This is a genomic window from Pseudomonas sp. AC532 (assembly GCF_979258965.1).
This window is the reverse complement of record NZ_OZ409888.1, coordinates 2,926,297-2,946,379: the sequence shown is the minus strand read 5'-3', so window position 1 is coordinate 2,946,379 and position 20,083 is coordinate 2,926,297. Positions and strand designations below refer to the sequence as shown.

16 protein-coding genes are annotated in these 20,083 nt (G+C 64.3%); 4 read left to right on the top strand and 12 right to left on the bottom strand.

Features of this window, described 5'->3' with window-relative positions:
• Positions 1-267: 267 nt before the first annotated feature.
• The 9 genes from cls to ribBA all read right to left on the bottom strand — a co-directional run bounded on the left by cls (position 268) and on the right by ribBA (position 11,515).
• A complete protein-coding gene (gene cls / locus ACZ0AV_RS13875) occupies positions 268-1,707 on the bottom strand; it encodes a cardiolipin synthase (RefSeq protein ID WP_499151564.1) in 1,440 nt (479 codons plus the stop codon).
• Between the two features lie 149 nt (positions 1,708-1,856).
• A complete protein-coding gene (locus ACZ0AV_RS13870) occupies positions 1,857-3,251 on the bottom strand; it encodes a purine-cytosine permease family protein (RefSeq protein ID WP_499151563.1) in 1,395 nt (464 codons plus the stop codon).
• Positions 3,252-3,579: 328 nt separating this feature from the next.
• Positions 3,580-4,623 carry an LLM class flavin-dependent oxidoreductase gene (locus ACZ0AV_RS13865; protein ID WP_499151562.1) on the bottom strand — a complete coding sequence of 348 codons (1,044 nt, stop codon included), beginning with the start codon at positions 4,621-4,623 and terminating at the stop codon, positions 3,580-3,582.
• A 131-nt stretch (positions 4,624-4,754) separates the two neighbouring features.
• On the bottom strand, positions 4,755-5,762 hold the full coding sequence (locus ACZ0AV_RS13860; RefSeq protein WP_499151561.1) for an ABC transporter substrate-binding protein: 1,008 nt from the start codon (positions 5,760-5,762) through the stop codon (positions 4,755-4,757).
• Positions 5,763-6,254: 492 nt separating this feature from the next.
• On the bottom strand, positions 6,255-7,403 hold the full coding sequence (locus tag ACZ0AV_RS13855) for an ABC transporter ATP-binding protein (RefSeq protein ID WP_499151560.1): 1,149 nt from the start codon (positions 7,401-7,403) through the stop codon (positions 6,255-6,257).
• A 17-nt stretch (positions 7,404-7,420) separates the two neighbouring features.
• Positions 7,421-8,230 (bottom strand): ABC transporter permease, encoded by an 810-nt coding sequence (locus ACZ0AV_RS13850; RefSeq protein WP_499151559.1) that lies wholly within the window; start codon positions 8,228-8,230, stop codon positions 7,421-7,423.
• Between the two features lie 5 nt (positions 8,231-8,235).
• Positions 8,236-9,144 carry an ABC transporter permease gene (locus ACZ0AV_RS13845; protein ID WP_499151558.1) on the bottom strand — a complete coding sequence of 303 codons (909 nt, stop codon included), beginning with the start codon at positions 9,142-9,144 and terminating at the stop codon, positions 8,236-8,238.
• Between the two features lies 1 nt (position 9,145).
• Entirely contained in the window at positions 9,146-10,171 is a 1,026-nt protein-coding gene (locus tag ACZ0AV_RS13840) for an ABC transporter substrate-binding protein (protein ID WP_499151557.1), read from the bottom strand.
• 237 nt (positions 10,172-10,408) lie between these two features.
• Positions 10,409-11,515: a bifunctional 3,4-dihydroxy-2-butanone-4-phosphate synthase/GTP cyclohydrolase II gene (gene ribBA, locus ACZ0AV_RS13835; protein WP_499151556.1), complete on the bottom strand. Its 1,107-nt coding sequence runs from the start codon at positions 11,513-11,515 to the stop codon at positions 10,409-10,411.
• A gap of 73 nt (positions 11,516-11,588) precedes the next feature.
• Here ribBA and ACZ0AV_RS13830 point away from each other — a divergent pair, with 73 nt between their 5' ends.
• A complete protein-coding gene (locus ACZ0AV_RS13830; protein ID WP_499151555.1) occupies positions 11,589-11,882 on the top strand; it encodes a DUF1330 domain-containing protein in 294 nt (97 codons plus the stop codon).
• A gap of 29 nt (positions 11,883-11,911) precedes the next feature.
• Here the strand turns inward: ACZ0AV_RS13830 and ACZ0AV_RS13825 are convergent, their stop codons facing one another.
• On the bottom strand, positions 11,912-12,625 hold the full coding sequence (locus tag ACZ0AV_RS13825) for a murein L,D-transpeptidase catalytic domain family protein (protein WP_499151554.1): 714 nt from the start codon (positions 12,623-12,625) through the stop codon (positions 11,912-11,914).
• A gap of 150 nt (positions 12,626-12,775) precedes the next feature.
• Here ACZ0AV_RS13825 and ACZ0AV_RS13820 point away from each other — a divergent pair, with 150 nt between their 5' ends.
• Positions 12,776-14,389, top strand: a complete 1,614-nt coding sequence (locus ACZ0AV_RS13820) for a L,D-transpeptidase family protein (RefSeq protein ID WP_499151553.1) — start codon at positions 12,776-12,778, stop codon at positions 14,387-14,389.
• A 168-nt stretch (positions 14,390-14,557) separates the two neighbouring features.
• On the opposite strand, the gene ACZ0AV_RS13815 is transcribed toward ACZ0AV_RS13820, so the two are convergent.
• Entirely contained in the window at positions 14,558-15,214 is a 657-nt protein-coding gene (locus tag ACZ0AV_RS13815; RefSeq protein WP_499153365.1) for a GntR family transcriptional regulator, read from the bottom strand.
• A 64-nt stretch (positions 15,215-15,278) separates the two neighbouring features.
• Positions 15,279-16,229 carry a LysR family transcriptional regulator gene (locus ACZ0AV_RS13810; protein ID WP_499153364.1) on the bottom strand — a complete coding sequence of 317 codons (951 nt, stop codon included), beginning with the start codon at positions 16,227-16,229 and terminating at the stop codon, positions 15,279-15,281.
• Positions 16,230-16,417: 188 nt separating this feature from the next.
• Between ACZ0AV_RS13810 and ACZ0AV_RS13805 the strand changes: the two genes are divergently transcribed.
• Both ACZ0AV_RS13805 and oadA read left to right on the top strand, forming a co-directional pair.
• A complete protein-coding gene (locus ACZ0AV_RS13805; protein ID WP_225836995.1) occupies positions 16,418-17,833 on the top strand; it encodes an acetyl-CoA carboxylase biotin carboxylase subunit in 1,416 nt (471 codons plus the stop codon).
• A gap of 10 nt (positions 17,834-17,843) precedes the next feature.
• Positions 17,844-19,655 (top strand): sodium-extruding oxaloacetate decarboxylase subunit alpha, encoded by a 1,812-nt coding sequence (gene oadA / locus ACZ0AV_RS13800; protein WP_499151552.1) that lies wholly within the window; start codon positions 17,844-17,846, stop codon positions 19,653-19,655.
• Positions 19,656-20,083: the final 428 nt, after the last annotated feature.

Genomic DNA, 20,083 nt, shown 5'->3' with positions numbered 1-20,083 from the left:
TCCGGCGCCTCGTTAGGCGGTGCCAGGCAGGCGTTGGGATATCCGCGACTGTCTGCGTGTGCGTGGGAGAAAAGAGCGCCTATCGGCAGCCGTGCTGGGATCTCGGCTCACGGCATTCAGGTGCGACTGTCCCTGCGTGCAGGCGCAGGGGTTGCTTGCCGTACGGCACCATTGGCCGGGGTCGCCGAGCGCTCTACCAGCCAAACCTCGTCGCGAGGCGACTGGTCATCTGTTCGGCGGTCAGCGCCACGCCAGGCACCAGAACCCTCAGAGGATCGGCGAGATCAGCCGCGCTACGCGCATGCCCAGTTGTTGCAGGCGGTGCACCTCGCGGCGGTCGGCACCGATCAGCTCGCGGGATTGGCTGAAGTCGTTCTCCAGCATGGCCTCGACCTGGCGGGCGAACTCGGTATCGACCGTGACCAGGGTGATCTCGAAGTTGAGGCGAAAGGAGCGGTTGTCCAGGTTGGCGCTGCCCACCACGCCGATGTCCTGGTCGATCAGGGCGACCTTCTGGTGCAGGAAGCCGGGCAGGTAGCGAAAAATCCGTACCCCTGCGCGTAGCGCTTCGAACGCGAACAGGCTGGACGCGGCATAGACGATGCGGTGGTCTGGTCGCGCCGGCAGCAGGATGCGCACGTCGACGCCGCGCAGTACCGCCAGGCGCAGGGCGGCGAACAGGGCTTCGTCCGGGATGAAGTACGGGCTGGTCAGCCAGATGCGCTCGCGGGCTGCGTTGAGCATTTCCACGAACAGCAGTGAGCAGGTCTCCTGGGCGTCGGCCGGGCCGCTGGTGATCACCTGGCAGAGCATGCCCTCGTCCGGGTAGACCTCGGGCAGCAACAGCGGCGGCAGTTTGCGCGTCGCCCAGTACCAGTCTTCGGCGAACGACTCTTGCAGGCAGGCCACGGCCGGGCCGTGCACCTGCACGTGGGTGTCACGCCAGGGCGACAGGCGCGGCTTCTCGCCCAGGTACTCGTCCCCCACGTTGTGCCCGCCGAGAAAGCCGCGCTCGCCATCCACCACGACAATCTTGCGGTGATTGCGGAAATTCAGCTGGAAGCGATTGAACAGGCCGCCGCCGGTAGGGAAGGCGTGCATGTGCACGCCGCCCGCGCGCAACCGCTTGATGTAGCGACGCGGCAGGGCGTGGCTGCCAACTGCGTCGAACAGGAAATACACCTGGACGCCCGCGGCGGCGCGTTCGAGCAGGACTTCCTGCAGGCGCCGGCCGAGCTTGTCGTCATGCACGATGAAGAACTGGATGAGGATCACCTGACGCGCCTCGGCCAGCGCCTGGCATATGGCGTCGAAGGTCGCTTTGCCATCGATCAGCAGGTTGACCTGGTTGTTCGCCAAGCAGGGCATGCGGCCCAGCCGCGGCAGGGCGCGCAATTGGCCGTAGGCCTCGGACTCACCCGCGGCGATGGCTTCCTCGACCCAGGGTCGCCAGTCGAGTGCGGCCATGGCCTTGTGCATCTGCCGGTCCACCTGCCGGCGGGCCTCGATATAGGCGTAAAAGCGGCTGCGCCCGAAAATCACGTAGGGCAGCAAGGTCAGGTAGGGCATGAAAAACAGCGACAGCGCCCAGGCAATCGCGCCCTGGGCGGTGCGCACGGTCAGGATCGCGTGCACGGCGGCGATGGCACCAAGGCCATGGGTGGCCGCGATCAGATAACCGAAGAAATGCTGTATGCCAAATTCCATTACCGTTCGCTTGCTGGCTGCTGTGTCTGCATAGACCACGCTATCGATGGGTCGTCACCGATAGAAATCAGCGTTCCACGTGAAACCAGCTGTTTCGTCTGGCATGCCCTGCAAAATATTGCCTGGGGCGTAGCTTCAGGTTGTCTCTCTCACGCCCTTGAAAGGGTGGATATCTGCTTGCGCCGGTACACCGTGTCGCGGCGCGACAGCAGCAGGTACAGCGGCAGGGTGACGATGATCGCCACCAGCCAGGACAGGTCGGCGCCATCGAGCTTGCTGGCCATCGGGCCGGTGTAGATCGGCGTGACCGCGAACGGCAGTTGCACCAGGATGCCCACCGCGTAGGCGCTGACCGCGTTGGGGTTGAAGCGCCCGTAGATACCGCCGCTGGCATCGAACAGTGAAGGGATGTGATAGCGCTGTTTCTGCACCAGGTAGAAGTCGGCGAGGTTGATCACTGCCCAGGGCACCAGCACGATCATCATCGCCAGGATCAGCTGCATGAAGCGCGAGATGAAGTCCGCAGGCGCACTGACCGCAACCACGCAACAGGCCACCAGCAGCATCGCCGAAAGCGCCACGCGGGCCTGGCGGCTGGGCGCCCAGTCGGCGGCGAAGGTTTGCACCGAGGTGATCAGTGCCAGCACGGCGCCGTAGAGGTTCAGAGCGTTGTGGCTGATGATGCTGAGGATGAACAGCACCATGAGCACCGGGCCGAATGCACCGGTGCTCTGCTTGACCGCATCCATGGTGTCGGTGCCCGCGCTGACCGAGAGTGCCACCAGGGTGCCGAACACGAAGCACAGCGAGGTGCCCAGTACGGCGCCGCAGTAGGTGGCGATGAAGGGCTTCCAGATCCCCACGCTTTTTGGCAGGTAGCGCGAGTAATCCGAGGTGTAGGGGGCGAAGGAAATCTGCCAGATGGCGCCCAGTGACGCCATGGCCAGCCAGCCGGCCAGGTTGAAGCCGCCACGGCTGGCGAAGTCCGCCGGCAGGCCGTTGGCGAACAGGGCGATGAAGCCGGCGAGCAGGCCGATGCCCATCACCCAGGTGCCGATACGGTTGAGCGTGTGGATGAAGTTGTAGCCGAGGATGCCGATCAGCGTCGCCGCGCAGGCGCCGATCAGCACCGCGGCGGGCAGGGGCAGATGAGGCGCCACGGTGTGGATGGATTTGCCGGCCAGCACGCAATTGGATATGAAGAAGCCGATGTACAGCACCGCGGCGATTACCACCACCAGCAGAGCACCGTAACGGCCGAACTGCCCGCGGCTCTGCAGCATCTGTGGCAGGCCCATTTGCGGACCCTGGGCAGATGCCAGGCCAAGCACGATGCCGCCGAGCAGGTGGCCGACCAGGATGGCGCAGATCGCCCAGCCGAGGCTGAGATGGAACACCTGCACGGCCATGGCGCCGGTAACGATGGGCAGTGGCGCGATATTGGTGCTGAACCACAGGGTGAACAGGTCACGGACACGACCGTGACGGTCGGCATCGGCTACCTGGCCGACGCTGTTGCTTTCAACGAGCTCTTGCTGGGACATGGACGGTTCTCCTGCGCAAAATTGCGACGGCACGCTGCACCGCGTGAGCGGGGCTGGCCGGTTTGGCAGGCTGTTGAGAAACTAGCTACGTTGCCGCCGCGTCGTTGAAAACAGCCTGTTGGATGCGTGGGGGTAGCGGCTGCGCGGGTCAGCTGCGCCTTGCGCGGGAGAACCTGCAGGCGACGGAGAACGGGCGGGGGTAGAGCAGCAAGGTTGTGCGCGACACCATGGGGAAACCTACTTCTTGTCTTTATTCGGATAGGGTTTTACATATCGCCGCGAGGGCGATAGCCGCTGCCCGGTATGGCCTGGGCAGCGGGTGCGTGGCTCAGCGGAAGGCTGGCACCACGTGCTGGATGAACAGCTCCAGGGACTTCTTCTTCTCGGCGTACGGCAGGCTGTTGTCGGCCCAGAAGCTGAACTCGTCGACGCCCAGTTCCTGGTAGTGACGAATCCGCGTGATGATTTCCTCAGGCGTGCCGATCATGGTGTTCTTGCGGATATTCTCCAGCGCGAACTCCGGCCGCTCCATGAATTTCTCCTCGGGGCTTGGGTCCAGCAGGCCGTCGACCGGGGTGGTCTTGTTGCCGAACCAGGCATCGAAGGTGCGGTAGAAGCGCGAGATCGCGGCGGCGCCAACCTTCCAGCCCTCGGTGTCGTCGGCCAGGTGCACGTGGGTGTGACGCAGCACCATCAGTTGTGGGCGTGGCACGTCCGGGTTGTTGGCCAGGGCGGCGTTGAACTTGTTGTTGAGGTCGACCACTTCCTCGTCGCCCTTCATCAGCGGCGTGACCATCACGTTGCAGCCGTTGGCCACCGCGAAGTTGTGCGAGTCCGGGTCGCGGGCGGCGATCCATATCGGCGGCAGCGGTTGCTGCAGCGGCTTGGGCGAGGAGGTGCTGGTGGGGAATTTCCAGATCTCGCCGTCGTGGGCGTAATCGCCTTTCCACAGCGCCTTGACCACCGGCACCATCTCGCGCAGGTACTTGCCGCCATCACTGGCGGGCATGCCGCCGGCCATGCGGTCGAATTCGTACTGATAGGCACCGCGGGCCAGACCGACTTCCATGCGACCGTTGCTGATCACGTCGAGCAGGGCGCATTCACCTGCCACGCGGATCGGGTTCCAGAACGGCGCGATGATGGTGCCGGCGCCCAGGCGGATGGTGCTGGTGCGGGCCGCCAGGTAGGCCAGGATTGGCATCGGGCTCGGCGAAATGGTGTATTCCATGGCGTGATGCTCGCCAACCCACACGGTGCTGAAACCACCGGCTTCGGCCAGCAGGGTCAGCTCGGTCAACTGCTCGAAGAGCTCGCGGTGGCCGACTTCCTGGTCGTAGCGTTCCATGTGGACGAACAACGAAAATTTCATGTCGCTTTCCTCGATTTTTGTAAGGCCTCTAGGGCTGGCCGTCATGCAGGATCATGCGGGTCATGGCCTATGGTATACCATAATATAAAATACTTTGGCGAGTACCCGGTGACCGGCGTTCGACGAGGACATCAGCGGCTGGCGGCCTGCCAGGCATTCCAGCGCTCGGCGATGCGCTCGCCGTTCAGGCTCCAATACTTGAAATCCAGGGTGATCTGCCCCGCCTTGTGGGCGCCAGGCTGGTTTTGCGCCTGCTCCGGGTCCACCAGGGCCACGGCGCTCAGGTTGACCGGCGCATAGCCGGTCAGGGAGGAAAAGTCGGCCTGGGCCTTCGGGCTGGTGGCGTGGGCGATGAAGGCACGCGCCGCCTCGGCATTGCGCGAACCGCGAGGGATCACCAGGAAGTCGCCAGCCACCAGGTTCTGCTGCCAGCTCATGCCTACCGGCGCGCCCTGGTCGCGCAACGCGTTGACCCGCCCATTCCAGAACATGCCCAGGCTGGCGGTGCCGGAGGCCAGCAGTTGCTGGGATTCGTCGCCGCTGCCCCACCAGGCGATATCGGCCTTGATGCTGTCGAGTTTCCTGAAGGCGCGGTCCAGGTCCAGTGGGTACAGTTGCGCGGGCTCGACGCCGTCGGCGAGCAGGGCGATCTCCAGTACACCCGGGCTCGGCCACTTGTAAAGCGCGCGCTTGCCCGCAAAGGTGCGGGTATCGAAGAGCGCCGCCCAGTTCTGCGGCACCTCGCCCAGGGCCTGGGTGTTGTAACCGAGGATGAAGGAAAAATAGAACGAGCCGGCGCCGTAGATGGTGACGAAGCGCGGGTCGATGGTGCGCTTGGCGATCTGCTTGAAATCCAGAGGCTCGAGCAGCCCTTCCCGGCCGGCACGCAGGGCGAAATCTGCCTCAACATCGACTACGTCCCAGGTTACCTGCCCACTCTCCACCATGGCCTTGAAGGCGGCATAGTCGGTGGGCCCGGCCTGCTCGACACGGACACCGGTCTGCTGCGTGAAGGGCTCGCTCCAGGCACGGGTTTGCGCGGCCTGGGTGCTGCCGCCCCAACTGACGAACGTGATGCTCTGCTCGGCGTGAGCCGCCAGGGTGAACAGGCAGAACAGACTGGCCATTACGCTACGCATTGAATTGCCTCCCGCAGGTGTTCGATATCGCCACGAATCGCGCTGTCTTCAACTGAGCAGAGAAGCACGCGCTACAACGGCAGACGGTATGCCGTAATATCGCCTAGCAAGATGCGCTCCAGCGCGCCGGCCTCGTGCTAGAGCGTCGCGTCAAGCTCGCGTGGGGGAGAATCAAGGCGACTGGGAAGTGCAGTACCACTCTTTGCCGGAGGGAGCGTTACGCTTCGCGCTGATCCTCTTGGCAGAGCGCCAGCCAGGCTCTCTGCAGGCCGTGTAAGGCGAGAGCAGCCGTTCGGTGATTCATTGTGGGAACGGGCCATGCCCGTGATTATTCGCGGGCACGGCCCGCTCCCACAGTCGTAGGGTGGACGACGCCTCACCTACGCGGCCCGACCCGTCCACCGATCGCAATGGTGGATGAAAAGAGCGTCATCCACCCTACGTCTGCTCTCGCCTTTCTGCAGCCGCAGAGTGAATCAGCCGTGTCTGTTCTCAGTGAGCGCCGGCGGCCTTGTTCAGGTCGCCCTCGTTCCAGCTGTCATACAGGCATGCCTCGCTGGCGGCCCAGCGAACCCTGGCCTGGGCGCCGGGCCGTAACGGTTGCAGGCCGCTGCCCATGGCCTTGAGCGTCAGGTGGCAGCCACCGGGGGTGACCACGTGGCAGGTCAGGCTCTCGCCCAGGAACACCACCTCGGTGACCTGCACGGGAATCTCGTTCCACCCAGCGGGCAGGGGCGTCTGCGCGGCGAGTTCCTGCGCCAGCACCTGGGCTTTTTCCGGGCGCAGCATCAGCAGCACGTCCTGATCGTTCTGCAGATTGGCGGTCGGGGTGATCGCCAGGCTCTGTTGCTCGAACTGTACCGCGGCCTGGCCACTGACCTTGGCGCGCAGGAAGTTGGAATTGCCGAGGAAGGAGGCGACGAAGGCGTTTGGCGGGTTCTGGTAGAGGTCATAACCGCTGCCCAGGCCGACGATCTGGCCGTGGCTGAAGATGGCGATGCGCTGGGACAGGCGCATGGCTTCTTCCTGATCGTGGGTCACGTAGACGATGGTGATACCCAGGCGCCGATGCAGGTGACGCAACTCGTCCTGCAGGTCTTCGCGCAGTTTCTTGTCCAGCGCGCCAAGGGGCTCGTCCATCAGCAGGATGCGCGGTTCGTAGACCAGTGCGCGGGCAATCGCCACGCGCTGTTGCTGGCCGCCGGACAGCTGCGCGGGGCGGCGGTGGGCGAATGCGTCGAGCTGCACCAGCTTGAGCATGGCCTCGACCTTCTGCTGCTGCTCGGCGGCACTCAGCTTGCGGATCGCCAGGGGGAAGGCGATGTTCTGGCGCACGTCCAGGTGCGGAAACAGCGAGTAGCGCTGGAACACCATGCCGATGCCGCGTTTGTGCGGCGGCACGTTGACCAGGGATTTGCCCTCGACGAGGATTTCCCCCGAGCTGGGCGTTTCGAAGCCGGCCAGCATCGACAGTGTCGTGCTCTTGCCGGAGCCGCTGGAGCCGAGGAAGGTGAGGAACTCACCTTCCTGGATGTCCAGGGAAATGTTGTCCACGGCGGTGAAGTCACCGTAGTGCTTGTTCAGGTTACGCAGGCTGACCAGCGTCTGCGGTGCGCGGTGTTCCTGGATGACGGCACTCATGAAATTCTCCTCGGCGCTCAGGCGTTGACGTCGGTGCGGCGGCGCACGATGGCGGCGATGACCATGATCAGCAGGGAAAGACCGATCAGCAGCGTCGAAGCGACGGCGATCACGGGGGTGAGATCCTGACGCAGCGTCGTCCACATCTTCACCGGCAGCGTCTGCAGGCCGGGGCTGGCCATCATCACGCTGAGCACGACCTCGTCCCAGGACACCAGGAAGGCGAACAGGCCGCCGGCCACCAGGCCCGGGCGGATGGCCGGGAAGGTCACCTTGACGATGGCCTGCAGGCGCGTGGCGCCGCAGATCACCGCCGCGTCCTCGATTGACTGGTCGAACAGTTTCAGCGAGTTGATGATCGAGATGATGGTGAACGGCAGTGCGACGATCACGTGGCTGACCACGAAGGCGAACAGCGTGCCGGTGTAGCCGAGCTTGAGAAACAGGGCGTAGACCGCCACGGCGATGATCACCAGAGGCACGATCATCGGCAGGGTGAACAGCGCGTACAGCAGTTCGCGGCCCGGGAAGCGGCCACGCACCAGGGCGAAGGCGCTGGGCATGCCGATGGCGACCGCGCAGACGGTCGTCAGCAGGGCCACCTTGAGGCTTACCAAGGCCGAGTCCATCCACTGGGCATTGGAAAAGAACTGCCCGTACCACTTCAGCGTCCAGCCCGGTGGCGGGAACACCAGCCACTGCGACGAGCCGAACGACAGCAGCACGATGAACAGAATCGGCAGCAGCAGGAACACGGCGATCAGCGCGGTGACGGTATTGAGGCCGTAGCGCAAGCCACGGCCCATGGCATTGGGTGACAGCAGCATGGCGTTTACCTCGCAGTGCTGGAAGCCACCGGCGATTCCGGTTGCAGCTTCAGGTAGACGTAGAACAGCACCAGCGTGATGAGGATCAGCAAGGCTGCCGCCGCGCTGGCAATGCCCCAGTTAAGGAACGATTGCACCTGCTGGATGATGAACTCGGGCAGCATCATGTTTTGGGCGCCGCCGAGCAGGGCCGGGGTCACGTAGTAACCCAGGGACATCACGAAGACCATCAGGCCACCCGAGAAAATGCCCGGCCGGCACAGCGGTAGGAACACCTTGAAGAAGTTGCGCCACGGGTTGGCACCGCAGATCGAGCCGGCTTGCAGCACCATCGGGTCGATGGCGCTCATGGTCGCCTGCAGCGGCAGCACGATGAACGGGATCATGATGTAGCTCATGCCGATCACCACACCCGTCAGGTTGTGCACCATCTGCAGCGGCTGGTCGATGATGCCCATGCCCATCAGCATCTTGTTCACCACGCCCGAGGACTGCAGCAGCACCAGCCAGGAGTAGGTGCGCGCCAGCAGGCTGGTCCACATCGACAGCAGCACGATGTTCAGCAGCCAGCGGCCCCAGCCGCGCGGCATCAGGGTGATCGCCCAGGCCAGGGGAAACCCCAGCAGCAGGCTGATCACGGTCACCAGCCCGGCTACCGCGAAGGTGTTGAACAGCACCTTGGAGTAGGCCGAGTTGGCGAACAGCTGGGCGTAATTGCCCAGCCCTGGCTCCGGCTCCAGCACGCCACGTAACAGCAGGCCGATCAGCGGTGTCAGGAAGAACAAGCCAAGAAACAGCAGGGCCGGCAGCAGGTACGGGGCGCCGCGCCAGCGCGCCGCCCGTTCCGCGTTACCGTCGGCACTGCCATGCCGACGGCTTGCTGCACCGCCCTCGGGGGTACGGAGCGCGGTCATGTCATTTCACCAGCCATTCATTCCAGCGGGTGGCGATCGCCGCCCCGTTCTTCGCCCAGTAGGCGTAGTCCAGGGTGATCTGGTCGCTGACATGTGCGGTGGGCAGGTTCGGTGCCAGCACCGAGTCCAGGCGCTGCACGCTGTCGACGTTGACCGGCGCGTAGGCGGTCAGGTTAGCGAAATCGGCCTGGCCCTTGGCGCCGCTGGCGTGGGCCAGGAATTTCATGGCTGCGTCCTTGTTCTTGGCCCCCTTGGGGATAACCAGGAAGTCGGCCATGACCAGGTTCTGTTTCCAGCTCGCCGCTACCGGTGCGCCTTCTTCCTGCAAGGCGTAGATGCGGCCGTTCCAGAACTGCCCGAGACTCGCCTCGCCAGACGCCAGCAGTTGCTGCGACTGCGCGCCGCCGCCCCACCAGACGATGTCCTTCTTGATGGTGTCGAGTTTCTTGAAGGCGCGATCCAGGTCCAGTGGGTAGAGCTTGTCAGCAGCCACGCCGTCAGCCAGCAGGGCCAGCTCGATCACGCCCGGGCTCGGCCACTTGTACAGCGCGCGTTTGCCGGGATAGGTGGCGGTGTCGAACAGGGCGCTCCAGTCTTGCGGCTTCTTGTCGCCGAGGCTGCCCTCGTTGTAGCCGAGCACGAAGGAGAAGAAGAAGGAACCGACACCATGGTCGGAAACGAAGCGCGGGTCGATCTTGTCCCGGTCGATGACGCCGAAGTCCAGGGGCTCCAGCAGGCCTTCGGCTGCGGCGCGCAAGGCGAAATCAGCTTCTACGTCGACCACGTCCCACTGCACGTTGCCGCTTTCGACCATGGCCTTGAGCTTGCCGTAATCGGTGGGGCCGTCCTGCACCACGGTGACGCCGCTGCTCTTGCTGAACGGATCCGCCCAGGCGGCTTTCTGCGCATCCTGGGTGCTGCCGCCCCAGCTCACGAAGTTGACGGTTTCGGCGGCCGCCGTGGTGGCGACTGCCGCACTCAGGATGCCCGCGGCGAGCATCGAGGATACACCTTTGATAAACACCATCTTGCTTGCCCTCGTTGTTGTGTTTTTTCGCAAGCGAGCGTTTTGCCCGCTTAACCGGAGCAGTGATCATTGGATCGTCAATGGCGGCCACTATCAGGTGCTGTTGTAGGTGCTATCCCTTGCGGGGGCACGCGATAAACTGGCTGGCATTAGGGATATCATATTATGGTATTCCAAACTTTGTGCAAGCGCTTTGCCATCCATCTTGTATCGGCATCTGGTCGATGCTCCCGTGCCTCATTCGAACGGCACGGTCTCCACCACTTCCAGGTCGTAGCCGGTAAGCCCGGCGTATTTGAGGGGAGGGCCCAGGTGGCGCAGCTTGCCGACACCCAGGTCCTGCAGTATCTGTGCCCCGGTGCCGACTTCCGAGTAAACCCGTGGCGGGTTGTGCTTGAACGGGCGCTGTGGCTGAGTCAGTTGCGGTACCCGTTCGAGCAGCGCCTGGGATGATTCGTGGTTGGCGAGCACCACGACCACGCCCTTGCCGTCTGCGGCAATGCGCTCCAGGGCCGCCCACAGCGTCCAGCTGCGCGGACCGCTGTATTCGGCACCGACCAGGTCACGCAGCGGATCGATGGCATGTACACGAGCCAGGGTCGGCTCGTCGTGGCGGATATCACCCATCACCATGGCCATGTGCACGCCACCGGCAATGCGGTCTTCATAGGTGATCAGGCGGAATTCTCCATGCACGGTCGGCAACTCCCGTTCGCCGATACGGGTGACCGTGTGTTCGGTACTCAGACGGTGCTGGATGAGGTCGGCGATGGTGCCGATCCGGATGCCATGCAGGGCCGCGAATGCTTCCAGGTCTGGGCGGCGGGCCATGCTGCCATCTTCGTTCATCACCTCGACGATCACCGCAGCGGGCGTCAGGCCGGCCAGCCTGGCCAGGTCGCAGCCGGCCTCGGTATGCCCGGCGCGGGTCAGCACGCCGCCTTCCTTGGCGCGCAGGGGAAAGATGTGGCCTGGTTGCACCAGATCCGCTGCCGTGGCGCCCGGCGCCACGGCGGTGAGCACCGTATGGGCGCGGTCGGCGGCGGAGATCCCGGTGCTGATGCCCGAGGCGGCTTCGATGGAAACGGTGAAAGCGGTGGAAAACACGCTACCGTTGCTCGGCACCATCTGCTCGAGCCCCAGGCGCTGGCAGTGGTCGTCGGTCAGCGTCAGGCAGATCAGCCCGCGTGCCTCTCGGGCCATGAAGTTGATTGCCTGCGGCGTGCAGAATTCAGCGGCGAGCAGCAGGTCGCCCTCGTTTTCGCGGTCTTCGTCGTCGACCAGCAGCACCATCTTGCCCTGGCGGAAGTCGTCGATGAGTTCTCGGATAGGATGGAAGGGCATGGCAGCTCTCGCAGACGATGTTATTTCAAATTATGGTATACCGTAATACGAAAATTAATTAAAGGAGTCAAACATGAAGGGCTATTGGATCGCGCACGTGGACGTCACCGACCCCGAGCGCTACGTGGAGTACACCAAGCGCGCGCCGGCGGCCTTCGCTGCTTACGGCGGCAAGTTTCTCGCCCGCGGCGGCCGGTCCGAGGCGCAGGAAGGCCGCACCACGCCGCAGCGCAGCGTGGTCATCGAGTTTCCTTCCTATGATCAGGCGGTGGCCTGCTATCGCTCGGCGGCCTACCAGGAGGCCAGCAGCTTTCGTGCCGGCGCGGCGCGCTCGGAGGTGATCATCGTCGAGGGCATGGAGCCCTGAGGGGCGGGTGCCAAAGGGGGGGCGGTGGCTCAGCCTTCTTTGGCACTGACGATGCCAGCGACCAACGCTGGCTGGCAGTTGATGTACACCGACGACTGCAGCCAGCGCTTGTCCGGATAGTACGAAAACATGAATTGGCCGCCTTTCAGGCTGTCGACCACCATGCGCGCCACTTCCGGGCGTACCGCTGGGCAGCCCTGGCTGCGGCCGATACGGCCCTGGGTCTTGATCCAGGCCGGGTTCACGTAGTCGGCAGGGTGAATGACGATCGCACGCTGGCGGGCGAGGTCGTTGAAACCGGGCTCCAGGCCGTCCATGCGCAGCGAGTAGCCGTGCTTGCCGGTGTAGCTTTCCTGGGTACGGAACAGGCCGATGCTGGACTGGTGGCTGCCTTCACGATTGGAGAAGCGAGTGGCGAAGTTGTCGCCCGATTGCTGGCCGTGGGCGACCAGGTCATGCAGCAGCAAGCGCTTGCTGGTGAGGTCGAAGATCCACAGGCGGCGCTCGCTGGAGGGCTTGGAAAAGTCGATGACCGCCAGCCGTTGGGCCGGTACGGCGCCGTTATTGATGGCGCAACGCATGGCGTCGATGGCATGGTTGAGCACCTTGCGCTTGAGCGCCGGGGCCTGATTCGCCAGGCTTTCGAGCAGCGGATCGGGCGCCAGGGTCGCGGCCGTCGCGTGGGTAGCGGGCACTGCCAGGCAAAGAAAGGCTAAGCAAATTCCCTGGATCGTGGTCATCATCTCAACTCTCTGCGTGTCGCCATCGACAGGTCGAGCCCTTGCCAGGCAATTGCGGGCGCAACAAAGCCGGCGATTCTAACAGGCGAAATCTTTTGACCCGACGGTGTCCGACGGGCTGTCATTCACTCGGTCGTAATCTGGAGCGGCGCCTTGTTTTCTTCCACCCCATCCTTTGCCTGGGCATTGGCCCTTGCTGCTCCTCTGGCATTGGCCGATGCAGCGCCGCCCAGCCCGCTCGAACAACAGCTTGCCGAGCCCAGCCTGACCTGCGTGTCGCCCGCCCTGACGCTCACCGCCAAGGATCTTGAATGGCTGCAGCCGTTCTATCTGCTGCGCGCCGCCCAGCCGGTATGGAACGAGGCGAACCTGCCAGCATTGTTCGCGCAGCTTGAGAACCTGGTGGACGATGGCCTGGAGCCGCGGGCCTACCACCTGGAGCCGTTACGCGAGCTGGCGGCGGTCGACGATCCGTCGCCGCGGCTGTCCGCCTGTGTCGAGGTGCTGGCCACCACGGCCTACCTGCAAGCTTTGCGAGACCTGGCCTACGGTCGCCTGGACCAGTCCCGGGTGGAGCCGCTCTGGGCGCCCGAGAGCATGGCCATGGAGCAGAGCCAGGCGCCGCTGCTGGCGCTCGCCCAGGCGGGTTTGAGTGACCCCGCGCAGGCGTTCGAGCAGGCTCGCCCGACGTTCGAACCCTATCGTCAATTGCGCCAGCGCTACGCCGAACTGCGTCGCCAGGAACTGCCGCAATGGCTGGCGATTCCCGGCGGCACGCTGCTTAAGCCCGGCGCTGTGGATGGCCGCGTGACCTTGCTTGAGCAACGGCTGCAGTTGCATGGGGACCTGTCACAGGGTGCGCCCGCGTTGGTTGCCGAACAAACCTCGGTGTATTCCACTGCGCTGGTCGAGGCGGTCAAGGCCTTCCAGCGTAACCACCTGCTCAAGCCCGACGGCGTGGTCGGCCCCGGTACCCTGGCCGAGCTGAATCACTCGGCCAGCGAGCGCATGGACCAGATCCGCATCAACCTGGAGCGCCTGCGCTGGCTGTCCCACGAGATCGAGCCGACCAGCGTGCTGATCGACGTGGCGGGCGCCGAGGTGATGTTCCTGCGCGACCATGCCATCGCCTGGCAGGCGCGCACCCAGGTCGGTCGCCCGGCGCGGCCCACGCCGCTGCTGCGTTCGCGCATCACCCACCTGACCCTGAACCCGACCTGGACGATTCCGCCCACCATCCTGCGCGAAGACAAGCTGCCGGAGCTGCGCCGCGACGCTGCGGGCTATCTGGCGGCCAACCACATGCAGGTGATCGATTACGACGGCAACCCGGTCGATCCGCGCAGCGTCGACTGGGAGCGCCCGGGCCGCGTGATGATCCGCCAGGCCGCCGGCCCCCACAGCCCACTGGGCAAGGTGGCGATTCGCTTCCCCAATCCGTTCTCGGTGTACCTGCATGACACGCCGAGCCAGCGCCTGTTCGACAACCTGCCGCGGCTGTTCAGTTCCGGCTGCGTGCGCATCGAGCGAGTAACCGAGCTGGTCGATCAGTTGCTGGCCGAAGCCACGCCCGGCGAGCGCGCCCGCATCGCCCGGCAGTGGGAAAGTGGCCGCACCTTGCGCGCCGATCTGCCGCGCCCGGTGCCGATCGTCATGGCCTACTGGACCGCCCAGGTCGGCGCCGACGGCCAGGTGCAGTTCCGTCCGGACATCTACGGCCACGATGCCCGCCTGCTCGACGCGCTGGAGGCGTCCAACCGGATCTAGGATGGGTCGCTGCGCGCAGGGTGTGGTCGAGGCGTGGAGCGATACCCGGTACTCGGATTTGATGATGCCCGCGCTCCAGGTAGGGTGGACAACGCTCTTTTTGTCCACCATCGAGGCCTCGGAACGGTGGACGGTCAAAGCATCATCCACCCAACGAAGGCCGCCGCTTCAGCGATGCCCTGGGAGATGCTCGAACAGGCTGCGGCAGACGCCGATGATGTGCTCGTCAAGCAGCACGATCGCTCGCTCGACATCGCGGGCACGGCAGGCGGCGATGATCTCGCGGTGCTCCCGGTCGGCGCGGTCCTTGCCTTCGGAAAGGCTCATCTGCATGCGCAGGTAGCGCTCCAGCTTGTCGTGAATGGAGCGGATCAGGCTGACCAGGAAAGGCCGCTGCGCAGGCTCGTAGAGGCAGGCGTGCAACGCCCAGTTGAGCTCGGCCCAGCGGCCGATGTCGTCCTCGCCGATGAACTCTTCGCAGATGCGCTCGGCGCGGGCGAAGGTGGCGTCGTTCATGTTGGGAATCGCCAGGCGCAGCACCTTGCCCTCGAGCAGAATGCGCACCTCGAACATCTGCGCCAGTTCCGGCTCGGAAATTCGCGTGACCACGGCGCCCTTGTTGCGCTGGAACATCACCAGGCCTTCTGCCTCCAGGCGCTTGAGCGCCTCGCGCACGGGGATCTTGCTGACATTGAACAGCCTGGCGATGTCGTCCTGGCGCACCGGCTCGTCTTCGGCGAAGTGGCCGGAAACGATGGCGTCGCGCAGGTGTTTGGTGATCACCTCCGAGGCAGACGGAGCAATGCCCAGGTTGGGCGCGGTCAGGGGAGGTAGTGGCACGTCATGCACCCGCCAGGTGAAGGGGTTTGGGATATGATATACGAAATCCCTACAGCGAATTGCTTGCGCCACTGAACTGCTCGGCCAGGGCGCCAATCTGCGGGCGCTGGTCACGCACGAACTGGAAGAACGCCTGTGCTACCGGCGACAGGTATTTACCCCGTGGGTGCACCACACACCAGCTGCGCAGCAACGGCAGTTCGGCCACCGGCAACTCGCGCAGAATGCCCAACTGCAACTCGCGACGCACCGCGTGGCGCGGTATCAATGCCAGCCCCAGCCCGGCGATGACACCCTCGCGCTGCCCTTCCATGGAGCCCACTTCCTGAACCTGGGCGAAATGCGCGCGCTTCTGATGACAGTACTCCTCGCACGCACGCCGCGTACCGGAGCCGTGCTCGCGCACCAGCAACGGCCAGGCGCACAAGTCTTGCAGCTGCAACGCCTGGGCCTGGCTCAAGGGGTGGTCGGCCGGCGCCACGGCGATGATCGGGTTGTTGAGAAAGGGCAGGAATTCCAGGGGCATGTCCGCTGGTACCTGAGACATGATCAGCAGGTCGTCGCGGTTGGCACTCAGGCGGCGAACCGCCTGAGTGTGGTTGACCACGGTGAGCTGCAGGCTGACTTCCGGATGCTCGCGGCGAAAGGCTGCGAACAGGTGGGGAACGAAGTATTTGGCGCTGGATTCGATCGCCAGGCTCAACTGCCCTTGCAGCGAGCCCTTGAGGTCGGCCAGTTGCATGTCCAGGCTCTCCAGGCGCCCGAAGATATCCTCGCTGGCGCGCTGCAGCGCTTCCGCCGCCTCGGTCAGGTACAGCTTCTTGCCGACATAATCGAACAGCGGCTGGTCGAGCAGTTCTTCTAGCTGGCGAATCTGCAGGCTGACTGCCGGCTGCGTCAGTGACATTTCCTCTGCAGCGCGGCTGTAGGAACGGTTGGCGCACACCGAGCGAAAGATCTGCAGCTGGCGAAATGTCATGCGTAACAACGACTTGCGAATTTTCTTCACCACTCGAGTGGATTCTTGTCCGCCAAGCATAAGTTTTTACTTATGCATAACCCAACAAATATTGATTTTGGTTAATTGTTACAGCGGCGTAGGGTGGCTCATAAGGCTGGTGGGGACATATCCGGTCATATCTCGACCCTCAATGGGTTGCCTGTTCACGTGATCGAGGATGCTGGCTCGTGATCAAGAAAATCCTGATCGCCAATCGTGGCGAGATTGCGGTGCGCATCGTGCGGGCCTGCGCCGAGATGAATATTCGCTCGGTGGCCATCTATTCGGATGCCGACCGTCAGGCACTGCACGTCAAGCGTGCCGATGAAGCCTATGGCATCGGTGACGACCCCCTGGCGGGCTACCTGAACCCGCGCAAGCTGGTGAACCTGGCGGTTGAAACCGGCTGCGATGCCTTGCACCCGGGCTATGGCTTTCTGTCCGAGAATGCCGAGCTGGCGGAAATCTGCGCCTCGCGTGGCATCAAGTTCATCGGCCCGAGTGCCGAGGTCATCCGCCGCATGGGCGACAAGACCGAAGCGCGGCGCAGCATGATCAAGGCCGGCGTGCCGGTCACGCCGGGCACCGAGGGCAACGTCGCGGATATCGCCGAGGCGCTGCTTGAAGGTGACCGCATCGGCTACCCGGTGATGCTCAAGGCCACCTCCGGTGGCGGTGGTCGGGGCATTCGTCGCTGCAACAGCCGTGAGGAGCTGGAGCAGGCATTTCCCCGGGTGATCTCCGAGGCGACCAAGGCGTTTGGCAGCGCCGAAGTGTTTCTCGAGAAATGCATCGTCAACCCAAAGCACATCGAAGCGCAGATTCTCGGCGACAGCTTTGGCAACGTGGTGCACCTGTTCGAGCGCGACTGCTCGATTCAGCGCCGCAACCAGAAGCTCATCGAGATCGCCCCCAGCCCGCAGCTCACCCCGGAGCAGCGCGCCTACATCGGCGACCTCGCCGTGCGCGCCGCCCAGGCGGTCGGTTACGAGAACGCCGGCACCGTGGAGTTCCTGCTCGCCGAGGGCGAGGTGTACTTCATGGAGATGAATACCCGGGTGCAGGTGGAGCACACCATCACCGAGGAAATCACCGGCATCGATATCGTCCGCGAGCAGATTCGCATCGCTTCCGGGCTGCCGCTGTCGATCAAGCAGGAAGATATCCAGTACCGCGGCTTCGCCCTGCAATTTCGGATCAACGCCGAAGACCCGCGCAACAACTTCCTGCCCTCGTTCGGCAAGATCACCCGCTACTACGCCCCCGGCGGCCCCGGCGTGCGCACCGATACGGCGATCTACACCGGCTACACCATTCCGCCGTATTACGACTCCATGTGCCTGAAGCTGATCGTCTGGGCGCTGACCTGGGAGGAGGCGCTGGCTCGTGGTTCCCGTGCGCTGGACGACATGCGCGTGCAGGGCGTGAAGACCACCGCCACCTACTACCAGCAGATTCTCGCCAACGACGAATTTCGTAGCGGGCGCTTCAACACCAGCTTCGTCGACAACCACCCCGAGCTGCTGAACTACTCGATCAAACGCAAGCCGGGCGAACTGGCCCTGGCCATCGCCGCCGCCATCGCCGCCCATGCCGGCCTGTGAGGAACGCACCATGACAAGAAAGATCACGGTTACCGACACCATCCTGCGCGATGCCCACCAGTCCCTGTTGGCCACCCGCATGCGCACCGAAGACATGCTGCCGATCTGCGACAAGCTCGACCAGGTTGGCTACTGGTCGCTGGAAGTCTGGGGCGGCGCAACTTTCGACGCCTGCGTGCGTTTTCTCAAGGAAGACCCGTGGGAGCGCCTGCGCCAGCTGCGTGCGGCGTTGCCCAACACCCGCCTGCAGATGCTCCTGCGTGGCCAGAACCTGCTCGGCTACCGCCACTACAGCGATGACGTGGTGCGCGCCTTCGTCGCCAAGGCGGCGGAAAACGGCATCGACGTGTTCCGCATCTTCGATGCGATGAACGATGTGCGTAACCTGCAGGTGGCCATCGAGGCCGTGAAGGCCAGCGGCAAGCACGCCCAGGGCACCATCGCCTACACCACCAGCCCGGTGCACACCGTCGCGGCGTTCGTCGCCCAGGGCAAGGCCATGCAGGCCATGGGCATCGATTCCATCGCCATCAAGGACATGGCCGGGCTGCTCACGCCCTTTGCCACCGCCGAACTGGTCAAGGCACTGAAGGCCGAGATCGACCTGCCGGTGTTCATCCACAGCCACGACACGGCGGGCCTGGGGTCGATGTGTCAGCTCAAGGCCATCGAGGCCGGCGCCGACCATATCGACACGGCGATCTCCAGCTTCGCCTGGGGCACCAGCCACCCGGGTACCGAGTCGATGGTCGCCGCGCTCAAGGGCAGCGAATACGACACCGGCCTGGACCTGTCGCTGATCCAGGAAATCGGCATGTACTTCCACGCGGTGCGCAAGAAGTACCATCAGTTCGAAAGCGAGTTCACCGCGGTCGACACCCGCGTGCAGGTCAACCAGGTGCCGGGCGGGATGATTTCCAACCTGGCCAACCAGCTCAAGGAGCAGGGCGCGCTGAACCGCATGAACGAAGTGCTGGCGGAGATCCCGCGGGTGCGCGAAGACCTCGGCTTCCCGCCGTTGGTCACGCCGACCTCGCAGATCGTCGGTACCCAGGCGTTCTTCAACGTGCTGGCCGGCGAGCGCTACAAGACCATCACCAACGAGGTGAAGCTGTACCTGCAGGGCGGCTACGGCCAGGCACCGGGCGAAGTCAGCGAGACGCTGCGCAAGCAGGCCATTGGCAATGAAGAGGTGATCGACGTGCGCCCGGCCGACCTGCTCAAGCCGGAGATGGACAACCTGCGCGGGCAGATCGGCGACCTGGCCAGGACCGAAGAGGACGTGCTGACCTTCGCCATGTTCCCGGACATCGGCCGCAAGTTTCTCGAGGAGCGCGAGGCCGGCACCCTGCAACCCGAAGCCCTGCTGCCGATTCCCGATGGCACTGGCGTGGCGGCAGCGGGCGGCGCGGGCGTGCCGACCGAATTCATCATCGACGTGCACGGCGAGAGCTACCGCGTGGACATCACCGGCGTCGGCGTGAAGGGCGAGGGCAAGCGGCACTTCTACCTGTCCATCGACGGCATGCCCGAGGAAGTGGTGTTCGAGGCGCTCAACGATTACGTGGCCGGTGGCACCGGCAGCAAACGCCGCAGCGCCAGCGCGCCGGGTGACGTCAGCACCAGCATGCCGGGCAATATCGTCGACGTGCTGGTCAAGGAGGGCGACACCGTCAAGGCCGGGCAGGCCGTGCTGATCACCGAGGCGATGAAGATGGAAACCGAAGTGCAGGCGCCGATCGCCGGCACCGTCAAGGCCGTGCACGTGGCCAAGGGCGACCGCGTCAACCCGGGCGAAGTGCTGATCGAAGTCGAAGCCTGATCTACCGATTTAACCTCTGGGGGCCGCAAGGCCCCTTTTTTGTCTGGCGGTTGACGAGGGCCGGCTGAAACCGCGACTGCGAACCGGCTCTGGCGCTTCGTCTGCCAACTTCATACGGCACGCACCTGTGGGAGCGGGTGGGGACGCCTGGTCCATGCCTGCGTATTTTTCGGGCGCATGGCGCCCTCCCACGATGCACTCAGTGTGGCCTCTTTACGCCGCCGATCGCCCATGACGGGAGTGCTCTGAGACCCTGCCAATAATCTTTCAGCCCAGGTTCGTCGACTTTGGCAGCTAAATGGCGGAAGCGGACTTTCGGTGATTCATTGTGGGAACGGGCCATGCCCGTGATTATTCGCGGGCACGGCCCGCTCCCACAGTCGTAGGGTGGACGACGCCCCACCTACACGGCCCGACCCGTCCACCGC

Coding starts and splice junctions, on each gene's coding strand:
- cls (WP_499151564.1), bottom strand. CDS start 1,707: ATGGAATTTGGCATACAGCATTTCTTCGGTTATCTGATCGCGGCCACC.
- ACZ0AV_RS13870 (WP_499151563.1), bottom strand. CDS start 3,251: ATGTCCCAGCAAGAGCTCGTTGAAAGCAACAGCGTCGGCCAGGTAGCC.
- ACZ0AV_RS13865 (WP_499151562.1), bottom strand. CDS start 4,623: ATGAAATTTTCGTTGTTCGTCCACATGGAACGCTACGACCAGGAAGTC.
- ACZ0AV_RS13860 (WP_499151561.1), bottom strand. CDS start 5,762: ATGCGTAGCGTAATGGCCAGTCTGTTCTGCCTGTTCACCCTGGCGGCT.
- ACZ0AV_RS13855 (WP_499151560.1), bottom strand. CDS start 7,403: ATGAGTGCCGTCATCCAGGAACACCGCGCACCGCAGACGCTGGTCAGC.
- ACZ0AV_RS13850 (WP_499151559.1), bottom strand. CDS start 8,230: ATGCTGCTGTCACCCAATGCCATGGGCCGTGGCTTGCGCTACGGCCTC.
- ACZ0AV_RS13845 (WP_499151558.1), bottom strand. CDS start 9,144: ATGACCGCGCTCCGTACCCCCGAGGGCGGTGCAGCAAGCCGTCGGCAT.
- ACZ0AV_RS13840 (WP_499151557.1), bottom strand. CDS start 10,171: ATGGTGTTTATCAAAGGTGTATCCTCGATGCTCGCCGCGGGCATCCTG.
- ribBA (WP_499151556.1), bottom strand. CDS start 11,515: ATGCCCTTCCATCCTATCCGAGAACTCATCGACGACTTCCGCCAGGGC.
- ACZ0AV_RS13830 (WP_499151555.1), top strand. CDS start 11,589: ATGAAGGGCTATTGGATCGCGCACGTGGACGTCACCGACCCCGAGCGC.
- ACZ0AV_RS13825 (WP_499151554.1), bottom strand. CDS start 12,625: ATGATGACCACGATCCAGGGAATTTGCTTAGCCTTTCTTTGCCTGGCA.
- oadA (WP_499151552.1), top strand. CDS start 17,844: ATGACAAGAAAGATCACGGTTACCGACACCATCCTGCGCGATGCCCAC.